We start from the raw sequence: 9,291 nt of genomic DNA on the forward strand, positions 1-9,291 counted from the left end.
CACAGGAGGTGTTGGAAGAAATCGCCCAGGAATCCAGCCAGTCCGAGCGACGCGCCGACGACGCCGAGCGCGAGCTGATGGAGTGGAAGAAGATCAGGTTCATGCAGGACCGCATCGGGGAGGAGTTCGAGGCGCTCATCATCAGCGTCACGCGCTGGGGTCTCTTCGTCGAACTGATGGACATGTTCGTCGAGGGCCTGGTGCCCATCGCCACCCTAGCCGGAGACCGCTACACCTTTCGCGAGAACACGCGCCAGATCATCGGCGAACGTACCCGGAAGAAGTTCTCCCTCGGAGACCGCGTGCGTGTGCTGCTGGACCGCGTGGACCGTTTCCAGCGCAAGCTGCAATTCGCGATGGTGGAAGATTAGCCACAGAGGCGCAGAGACGCCGAGTTAATCGTGTCACTAAGTCGGTGTCCGGTTGCTGATTGCCTCCCGACTCCTTGGCGTTCTTTCCGGTAGAATTAGAGGATGCCTACGCAGGACGACATCCTGGACCGGCTCCGCCTGTGCTACGACCCGGAGATCCCGCTGAACATCGTGGATCTGGGCCTGATTTACAGCGTGGAAGTGAGCGACGCGGGCGAGGTCGAGGTGCAGATGACGCTGACCGCGCAGGGCTGCCCGTCGCACACCGAGATCAGCCGCGACGTCCGCCAGACCCTGCTTTCCACGCCCGGCGTCACCAACGCCAAGGTCAACGTAGTGTGGGACCCGCCCTGGACTCCGCACCGCATCAGCGCCGAAGGCCGCCGCAAGCTGGGCATCGACGACGAGCAACTGGACGCCATCCGCACCGGGATGTGACGGCTTCCCGATGGCTGCGCGGCACCCTACCTCACTTGGAAGCATCAAGGCCTCATCCCACAGATCGGGGTGAAGAATGGTCGGCCCTGGCGGACGATCCAAGGAACTTGGGCAGCAGAAGCCTTGTAGCGTCAGGGCTGCATCTAACGCAGCTAGCAATGCGAATAAGATGCATGACCGGCCACCTGGGGGAAGGCGAACCAGGGCACAATAGGCATCAGTCTCGGCAGATTCTCCCCGGGGCGGCACTTGCGCTGATTCTCGGCGTACCGCTCGCCGGCCAAGATGTTGCCCCTCACGATGAGCCCGCTGCAGAAAACCGGGTGGATCTGCCGGACGCACCCAGCGCGCTGATTTCAATTCGCTTGCCGGAGGGGCGAGCGGTCAATCGCCTCTTCCTCGCAAAGAGTCCGACTCTGGATCCGCAAAGGCCGCGCGGCCTCGATCATGAAGGCGGCCAGCCAGGCTCCGATGCCCCTCGCGTTGAACCTCCCCGGCTCAAAGAATTGCCTCGACAGATTCTTCGGGACCAGAAATTCCTGTGGCTCCGGCCCTTCCGACTCAAGAAGAGCGACGCACCCTGGGTCGCAACGCTGGGAGGCGCGACCGCCGCCCTGATTGCCACCGATCCCGACGTGGCCCGGGAAATCTCGGAGGACCCACCGGGCAGCGGCTACGCCTTCAGCCATCGGGTCTCCCAGGTTGGCGGCGCCGCAGGCGACCTCGGTGTCGCCAGCGCCTTCTATCTGATTGGACGCTGGCGCGGCAACGAGCGGGCCCGCACTACAGGTCTTCTCGGCTATCGCGCCTTTGCCGATGCCTTCATCATCACGCAGGCCCTGAAGACCGTCACCCAGCGGCCCCGGCCAACCACCGCCGGCGGCACTATGCTCATCGACAATGCTGAGGGGGACTTCTTCGAGGGAGGACGGGCGTTCCCCTCCGGACACGCCGCCGGATCTTGGGCACTGGCGACAGTGGTAGCCTGCCAGTATCAGCACAAGCGCTGGATGGCAATTGTCGCCTACAGCCTGGCAGGATTGGTCTCCGTGTCCCGCACCTTCGAGCGGGAGCACTTTCCATCGGACGTTCTTGTCGGCGGGGCGCTCGGGTTCATGATTGGGCGACACGTGTGTCACTCGCAAGCCTCTCCTAATGTCCCGGCTCCCGCATCAAGGCGAAAGTCTCTTCTGAATTCAGGCCCTGAGAACAGTGAATTCCCAGCTAGGGCGAGAGAACCCTACGGAGGAATTGCCCCTGCAACCGAACCGACAAGAGAGCCAAGCAGAATGCCGTAGCAACGGACTTCCTTGTCAGGCTTCAACGGTCCAGTTGGAATGAACGATAGCTGGCTGTGAAAACGCGTTGGTCGGCCCTAGCAGACGATTTTAGAACTTGGACCATAATCGGCACTGCCAGGCTCGACGGGGCTCAAGCTCTAATCTAGCTAGCGGTTGGGGGCTAGTACTGCATTCTTTTGGGCGTGGAACCGCCGTTCACCCTCAGGTGTCAATCGGAACAAGAACAGGCCAGAGCCAATGCTATTGCTCCCCTCTGGCTTACCAATCCGTGTGATGGCGGCAATCCACACCCGGCCAACCTCCCATATCTGCTGCAATGTCCTGCGCCACTTCGCGAGGCCAAGTAGCCGAGCTGTCGCTTGTGCTCATCGAGAACACTGACCGCATGCGCGTCGTAGGCATTGCCGGATCTCGGGTGCCAAAAAAAGGAACTCGCCCGTCTTTTTGTCGCGGCCGACCACGTCGGGCTCGCCGCCCGTGCTCTCCATCTCGCTGAGTGACCAGAGCTTCTCCGGCCGCCGCCTTCTCGGGACTCATCAGGCTCGGGTGCTCGTGCGCACCCCGCTGGTGCAGGCAGAGCAAGACCGTCCCATCCGCGTCGAGGATCTGCCCAAAATACTCATGTGCGGGCGGCGTTTGCGGCTGGCCGAACAGCGACTGGTACCAGCGGTAGCTGGCGGGCACATCGCGTACGCCAAGGATGGTCCAAGTGCGCTTCACGGGATCACTGGGTAACCAATGTCGAGTAGTGGTTGGAGACCAGTCGCCAGCCGCGCTGCTGTTTCACCCATACCCTGGTGAAGCGATTGTCACGAGGAACCGGTTTCCCCGCGTCTTCCCCGATCATCGTGGAGCGACCGGTTTCCACGGCGGTGTTTCCGTAGACGCGTACGCGAACATCGTCGGTGGTGATCGATTGGAATTTCAACCTGTGCGAGGAGAAATCTGCGAGGACCTGCGCCTTCGTCCTAACAGCGCCGCTTGGTCCTATACCAATGAAGTCTTCGGCGTAGATGCGCTCCAGCGCCGCGGCATCAGCATGGATCTGCGCTTGAATGCGTTCCTGATCGACTTGTCGAATGACTTGGTCAACGCTCCTTTTGGAAACCCTCGGAGCGCTTTGCCCTTGTCCCAGGGTCATTGAGGCTGCTGTTAAGGCGAGAACAACCAACGCTCTTCTCATCTCAGGATGTCCTTGTAGTAATCCGGCGGGCGGCCCACCTTTCAGATCGCAGGATTATAACGGGGAAGAAATCCTGGAGCGCAGGTTTGTGCGGCCAAGAAGACGTTCCGAGCGATGGCCCAGCCCGCTTGATGGTCAAAGCGGACGATGGGTCGGCCTTTCTAGAGTGGCTGGCTGGGGACGCCGTCATCGAATACGACGATCCCCGCGTCGCTCCGCCAGAGCTGCGACCGGCATCCCAAGAGCGCTTTGAGGGCGTGATGACTTTCTTGTGGCCGGACGGGGAGACCGTCACAAAATCGCCTACAGCGAGGTGGCGGAAAAACCAGATGTTCGTTTAAGTCTTTGAAAGGATTGGTCGGGACGGGCAGATTTGAACTGCCGACCCCTCGCACCCCAAGCGAGTGCGCTACCAGGCTGCGCCACGTCCCGACGCGGAGAACACCGCAGACTGCGGTGTGGGGTTCAACCTGACTATTTTACAACAGCCCCAGAGCGCGGATTCGAACGCTCGCCCTCTCGGCGGTCCTTCATCCTTCAGAGCTCTCTGCGTCGCCTCTTTTGCGTCCCGGTTGGTCCGCGCGAATCCGCGGCGAAAGACTGCCCCGGAACCACTTCTGGCACTTGGGTGAACCGGCCGACCTGCGGCAACATCAGTCTGAGATGTCACTGCAGCGCCGACTGCCGCGCCACGTCCTGTGGGACACCCTGGCCTACGTGAACCTGGACCGATCGAACGGCGGCATCATCCTCAATCTGAATGAGCATGGGATGGCGGTGCAGGCCGCGGCGCCGGTGCGAGCGCAGGCTCCGGTGCACGTGAACTTTCAGTTGCCGGGAACGCGCACGTTCGTCGACGCTGCCGGCGAAGTGTGCTGGACCAGCGCCAGCCAGGCCGGCATACAGTTCGTCGAACTGGCGGAGCCTGAACGTCGCAGGCTGAAAGAAGCATTGTTCGATAGCCTCCTCACGCGCTGTGCGGCGGCTCACGGGGTCAGTACGGAGCCTGAGCCTCGCGTTGCCGGTCAAGCCGACGCGGCCAGCCTCGCGACCCAGCCCGCCGAGGCAGCCCGGGCGGCACCGCCAGCGTGTGACGCGGAGTCAGCCGCTCAGCCGGTCGCCCACCTGATAACCCAACGGTCAGCGCTGACTCGCGGGCGCGAATCCGTCCTGCTTCTAGCCGGGACGTCGTTATTCGCGGCCCTGTTCCTGCTCACGGTCGAGATTCCACGCGAATCGGGCCTGATGTTGGCGGCGGGAATGGCCATACCCTGTGTCCTGCTGGCGGTGCTGCATCAAATCGTCGAGTTGCAGGAGCGCAGGTAATCGGGACCCGCTTCGAACGTACATCCAGTCTCTGTTTTCTCCGCGCCCCCAGGGCTGAAGCACACGGTTTCATGGGGTGTCGCGGTGGGCGGACGCGGCAAGCCACGTATCCACTTTCGGCTTGACTGACGGTGACGCTGTAGTAGGCTGCTCGCGTTCGTTGGCGCCTGGGCAGTGCGCGGAAAGGGATGCCGGATTCATGTCTGCGGCCGAGAGTCCGTTGCCGACCCTGGAAGGGGGACTGCGCACCTTTCGCTCATCCTTCTTCCCGGCAGCCGCCGATGTCTACAGCCTGATGTTCAACCCCCTGGCGTCGGTGCTGGCTCCCCTGATTCTGGCTGCGGCAGCCGCATTACCGTCGAATGGATTGGGCATTCGCGTTTGCTTGTTCCGCATTCTCTCCGGCCTACCCTGTCCGGGTTGCGGGATGACGAGGGCACTTTCCTCGCTGCTGCACGGAGACGGAGCTGCGGCCTTCTTCTATCACCCCTTCGTCTTCGCGGTGCTTCCAGCCCTGGTCCTGATTTCCGTGCACGGGCTGCTGCCGAACGACGTGCGAGGGCGCTTGCGGCGCTCCTTTACCGCGCACCAAGCACGTCTCCGCCCGGCGTATGAAGCCCTGGTCTATTCCTTTCTGGCGTTCGGACTCATTCGCATGATTGTGAGCTGGTTTGCCGGCTCATCCGCAATCTAGCTGTTGGGGAGGGTGGCAATGGGTGGACTGCTGGGAATCGTTGGTCTGCTGTGCAGTCTGGTTTCGCTGGTGTGCGCGATCATTGTGCTCATCCACGCGTTTCAAAAGGGCGGAGTGGTGCAGGGTCTGCTGTGCCTGTGCATTCCGCTCTACATCCTGTATTACGCGTTCGCCAAGTTCGAGCACGAGAAAAAGAAGCTCATCCTGACCGTGTGGCTGGCCGCGATCGGCGCCTATATCGTCATCATGGGGCTGACGTTCATGCTGGCGGCGTCGTCCTCGGGAGGCTAGTCCCGGCGCGTCAGCGAAAGCTTGACACGGACGCCGTACTCCTCGCTGCCCGGGTCCACGTGCGGCGAGATGCGGATACGGCTATGGCCGGCGGAGGCAGGGTCGAAGAGTTCGCGTCCCGCGAGCTGATTCGCCAGCTTTCGGATCAGCGGCTTGGCCAGCAGCGGATTGCGCAGCAGGAATCGGGGCAGGGAATTGCTGCGCGGCCGCGCCGGCTGCATCGCCCGAACCTGCGCGAACGCTGGCGGCGTCCAGACGCTGGAGTAGCTGTACTCCGGCGTGTTCCGACGGCTGATTTCGGCCAGGCGTGGAATGCGCGAGCCCATCGGAGCCACCGGAACGGCGGCTGCGCTCGCTTCCGCTTCCAACGGCCGAGACAGGGAACAGTCGGCCGCGGACTGAGATTCTTGCCCGGCTAAGACGCCCGGCACCGCCAAGGCTACCGGCAGCAGCCACATGCACCTCATGGTGCCTCCAGTCCCCTGGGAGTGCGACCAGCATAGGACGGCCCCATCCCGGCCGCCAGACTACGTAGGGACAGGTAACCGCCGGTATCGGGACAGGGGTTACCCTGGCCCCCGGGGTTACGGCTGCGCGCTCGGACAGCTATAATGAATGTGGAGTTGCGGTATGGCGCCTAACCTGATGGCCAATCTGTTGCATCGTCCCGCACAGCTGCGTCCGAACCTCTTCGGCTGCGACTAGTCCTTTCCTCGTTCTTTTGAGCTCTGGCGTCCGCCCCGGCGGATGCCCACCTTCACGCGCCCTTCGGGCGCCCAGCTCATACGAGGAAACTGACATGACTACCAAGACACTGAATCCCGCCGGACCCCAGATCAAGACCGCCCTTCCCGGCCCCAATGCCAAGCGCATTCTGGAGGGCGATGCGAAGTATCTCTCTCCGTCCTACACCCGTTCGTACCCGCTGGTGGCCAAGCGTGGCCGCGGCACCGTGATCGAGGACGTGGACGGCAACGAGTTCCTGGACTTCTCGGCGGGCATCGCCGTGGTTTCCACCGGACACTGCCACCCGGAGGTTGTGGCGGCCATTCAGAAGCAGGCGGCCGACCTGATTCACATGTCGGGCACCGACTTCTATTACGAGAACATGGTCACGCTGGCGGAGCGGCTTTCGCAGATCGCGCCCATGCGCGGCCCGCACCGCGTGTACTACGGCAACTCGGGAACGGAAGCGGTGGAGGCCGCCATCAAGCTGGCGCGCTATCACACCAGGCGCCAGCACATCGTCGCCTTCTTCGGCGCCTTCCACGGACGCACCATGGGATCGCTGGCGCTGACTTCGTCGAAGCCGCAGCAGCGGCGGCGGTTCGCTCCGCTGATGCCGGGTGTGACCCATGTGCCGTATCCCAACCTCTACCGGCGGCCGGCGGGGACCGACGCGGCGGAGTACGCGCGTGATTGCGCCCGCTTCATCGAACAGAAACTGTTCAAGACCATACTGCCTCCCGAGGAAGTGGCGGCCATCTTCGTCGAGCCTATCCAGGGTGAGGGCGGGTACGTGGTGGCGCCCACCGAGTTTTTGCAGGAGCTGCGGCGCATCTGCGATGAGCACGGCATCCTGCTGGTGGCAGACGAAGTGCAGTCCGGCTGTGGCCGCACCGGCAAGTGGTGGGCCATCCAGCATGCCGGCGTCGAGCCGGATATCGTCTGCAGCGCCAAGGGGATCGCCAGCGGCATGCCGCTGGGCGTGACGCTGACCCGCGCGGAAATCATGGACTGGGTACCGGGCTCGCACGCCTCCACCTTCGGCGGCAACCCGGTGTGCATTGCGGCCGCGCTGGCCACGCTCGACATCATCGAGCGCGAAGCCATGAAGAACGCGGCCGAGGTCGGCAAGCACATCCTCGACCGCATCTCCGAATGGCCGAAGAAGCACCCTATGGTGGGCGACGTGCGCGGGCGTGGATTGATGATCGGCGTGGAGATCGTCGCCGATCAGAAGACCAAGGCCGCGGCGCAGAAACAGCGCGATCGCATCGTGGAGCTGGCCTTCGACCGAGGTCTGTTGTTCTTGGGCGCCGGCGAAACCGCGCTGCGCATCGCCCCACCGCTGGTGGTCACTCGCGACCAAGCCGACGCGGCGATGGACGTGCTCGAGGAGTCGATCGCGATCGTCGAGAAAGAAGCGGGGAAGTAGCTCTCGGAGAATTGTCATTCCGGGTCCGCTGCAGCGGACCCGGAATGACAAAAACGCAAGCCCATGTTCCAGGGCATGGCGTCATCCGCGTAGGCGACCGCGTGACGGGAGACTGAAATGTCCGGAAGGCTGACACGGCTTGCAGTCCGCACCCTCGATGCGGCGGCGCGCCTGGTTCTGCGGCCACCTTCCGGCGAAGCCGTCCACATGGCCACCGGACGCCGGGGCGAGGAAGAAGCCTACTTCTACCTGCGGCAGCACGGATACGTGATGGTGGCACGGAACTTCCGCTCACCCCGTCGCAAGGGAGAAATCGACCTCATCGGCTGGGAGGGCGACGTGCTGTGCTTTATCGAGGTCAAGACGCGCACCACCCGCGCGGTGGCGCCCGCCGAGGCCGCGGTGGACCTCGAGAAGCAACAGGACCTCATCGCCGTGGCGCGCGAATACTTGCGGCGGGTCGAAGGCCAGCCGGGCTGCCGCTTCGACATCGTGAGCATCTATCTGGAAGAGGGCCGGCCTGTGGATATTACGCTGTTCAAGAATGCCTTCCCGATGGCGTAGAATAGCCGGACCCGGATTTTGAACTTCTCGACACTACGGTGACTTCGATTGCCTGAACTCCGGAAGGACCCCATTACCGGGCGCTGGGTCATCATCGCCACCGACCGCGCCAAGCGTCCCACCGACTTTTCCCGAGAGCCCATACGGATGAAGGGGGGCTTCTGCCCCTTCTGCGCGGGAAACGAGTCCAAGACTCCGCCCGAGATCATCGCCTATCGCCCGCAGTCGAACGGCGGCCCGCCGCCGCAGCGCGATACCGCCGGATGGAATCTGCGCGTGGTGCCCAACAAGTTCCCCGCGCTGATGATCGAGGGCAGCCTGAACCGTCAGGCTGAGGGCATGTTCGACAAGATGAACGGCGTCGGCGCGCACGAAGTCATCATCGAGACTCCCGACCACAACCTCACGCTGGCCACGCTGCCGCTCAAACGGGTGGAGGACGTGCTGTGGGCCTTCCGCGACCGCATCGTGGATCTGAAGAAGGACAAGCGCTTCAAGTACATCCTCATCTTCAAGAACCACGGCGAGGCCGCCGGCGCCTCGCTCGAACATCCGCACTGCCAGCTCATCGCCCTGCCCATTCTTCCCAAGCAGGTGGTGGAAGAGCTGGAGGGCTCGAAGCAGTATTTCCTCTACAAGGAACGCTGCATCTATTGCGACGTCATCCGGCAGGAAATGGAGACCATGGTGCGCGTGGTGGGCGAGAACGACGACTTCCTGACTCTTGCGCCCTATGCCCCGCGCTTCCCCTTCGAAACCTGGATCCTTCCCAAGCGGCACGAGTCGTCGTATGAGAACTCGGCCACGCACATCTATGAGAACCTGGCGCGGTCGATGAGGACCCTGCTGGCCAAGATGGATCGCGTGCTCGACCTGCCGGCCTACAACTTCGTGCTGCACTCCTCGCCCGTGCAGGACCCGCCCAACGACTACTACCACTGGCATATCGAGGTCATGCCCAAGCT

At 63.1% G+C, this 9,291-nt stretch carries 12 protein-coding genes and 1 tRNA gene; 10 read left to right on the top strand and 3 right to left on the bottom strand.

The window, feature by feature from the left end; all coding sequences use genetic code 11:
• The 4 genes from VLE48_12360 to VLE48_12375 all read left to right on the top strand — a co-directional run.
• The coding region (locus tag VLE48_12360; protein HSA93797.1) for a S1 RNA-binding domain-containing protein at nucleotides 1–371 on the top strand (371 nt) is incomplete at its 5' end.
• 102 nt (nucleotides 372–473) lie between these two features.
• Nucleotides 474–809 carry a metal-sulfur cluster assembly factor gene (locus VLE48_12365; protein ID HSA93798.1) on the top strand — a complete coding sequence of 112 codons (336 nt, stop codon included), beginning with the start codon at nucleotides 474–476 and terminating at the stop codon, nucleotides 807–809.
• Nucleotides 810–982: 173 nt separating this feature from the next.
• On the top strand, nucleotides 983–2,107 hold the full coding sequence (locus tag VLE48_12370) for a phosphatase PAP2 family protein (GenBank protein ID HSA93799.1): 1,125 nt from the start codon (nucleotides 983–985) through the stop codon (nucleotides 2,105–2,107).
• 447 nt (nucleotides 2,108–2,554) lie between these two features.
• The gene (locus VLE48_12375) at nucleotides 2,555–2,845 is read left to right on the top strand and encodes a hypothetical protein (GenBank protein ID HSA93800.1); all 291 of its coding nucleotides are present in this window, start codon (nucleotides 2,555–2,557) and stop codon (nucleotides 2,843–2,845) included.
• Here the strand turns inward: VLE48_12375 and VLE48_12380 are convergent.
• Together VLE48_12380 and VLE48_12385 are read right to left on the bottom strand one after the other, a co-directional pair.
• On the bottom strand, nucleotides 2,835–3,281 hold the full coding sequence (locus VLE48_12380) for a nuclear transport factor 2 family protein (protein ID HSA93801.1): 447 nt from the start codon (nucleotides 3,279–3,281) through the stop codon (nucleotides 2,835–2,837). The genes VLE48_12375 and VLE48_12380 overlap by 11 nt on opposite strands.
• 367 nt (nucleotides 3,282–3,648) lie before the next feature.
• Nucleotides 3,649–3,725, bottom strand: a tRNA-Pro gene (locus VLE48_12385).
• Nucleotides 3,726–3,956: 231 nt separating this feature from the next.
• Here VLE48_12385 and VLE48_12390 point away from each other — a divergent pair.
• The 3 genes from VLE48_12390 (at nucleotide 3,957) to VLE48_12400 (ending at nucleotide 5,604) form a co-directional block, all read left to right on the top strand.
• Nucleotides 3,957–4,619, top strand: coding sequence for a PilZ domain-containing protein (locus VLE48_12390; protein HSA93802.1), 663 nt, complete (start codon nucleotides 3,957–3,959; stop codon nucleotides 4,617–4,619).
• 199 nt (nucleotides 4,620–4,818) lie between these two features.
• On the top strand, nucleotides 4,819–5,313 hold the full coding sequence (locus tag VLE48_12395; GenBank protein ID HSA93803.1) for a DUF2752 domain-containing protein: 495 nt from the start codon (nucleotides 4,819–4,821) through the stop codon (nucleotides 5,311–5,313).
• 18 nt (nucleotides 5,314–5,331) lie between these two features.
• Nucleotides 5,332–5,604, top strand: a complete 273-nt coding sequence (locus VLE48_12400; GenBank protein ID HSA93804.1) for a hypothetical protein — start codon at nucleotides 5,332–5,334, stop codon at nucleotides 5,602–5,604.
• On the opposite strand, the gene VLE48_12405 is transcribed toward VLE48_12400, so the two are convergent.
• On the bottom strand, nucleotides 5,601–5,930 hold the full coding sequence (locus VLE48_12405; GenBank protein ID HSA93805.1) for a hypothetical protein: 330 nt from the start codon (nucleotides 5,928–5,930) through the stop codon (nucleotides 5,601–5,603). The two genes, VLE48_12400 and VLE48_12405, sit on opposite strands and share 4 nt — an antisense overlap.
• A gap of 473 nt (nucleotides 5,931–6,403) precedes the next feature.
• Between VLE48_12405 and VLE48_12410 the strand changes: the two genes are divergently transcribed.
• From VLE48_12410 to galT, 3 genes are all read left to right on the top strand, one after another.
• Complete coding sequence (locus VLE48_12410) at nucleotides 6,404–7,762, top strand: acetyl ornithine aminotransferase family protein (protein HSA93806.1); 1,359 nt, start codon at nucleotides 6,404–6,406, stop codon at nucleotides 7,760–7,762.
• Between the two features lie 117 nt (nucleotides 7,763–7,879).
• Complete coding sequence (locus VLE48_12415) at nucleotides 7,880–8,326, top strand: YraN family protein (protein HSA93807.1); 447 nt, start codon at nucleotides 7,880–7,882, stop codon at nucleotides 8,324–8,326.
• 48 nt (nucleotides 8,327–8,374) lie between these two features.
• Nucleotides 8,375–9,291, top strand: a 917-nt coding sequence (gene galT, locus VLE48_12420; protein ID HSA93808.1) for a galactose-1-phosphate uridylyltransferase, incomplete at its 3' end; no start/stop codon positions are given.

Source organism: Terriglobales bacterium (genome assembly GCA_035454605.1).
Lineage (GTDB): Bacteria > Acidobacteriota > Terriglobia > Terriglobales > Acidobacteriaceae > DATMAB01.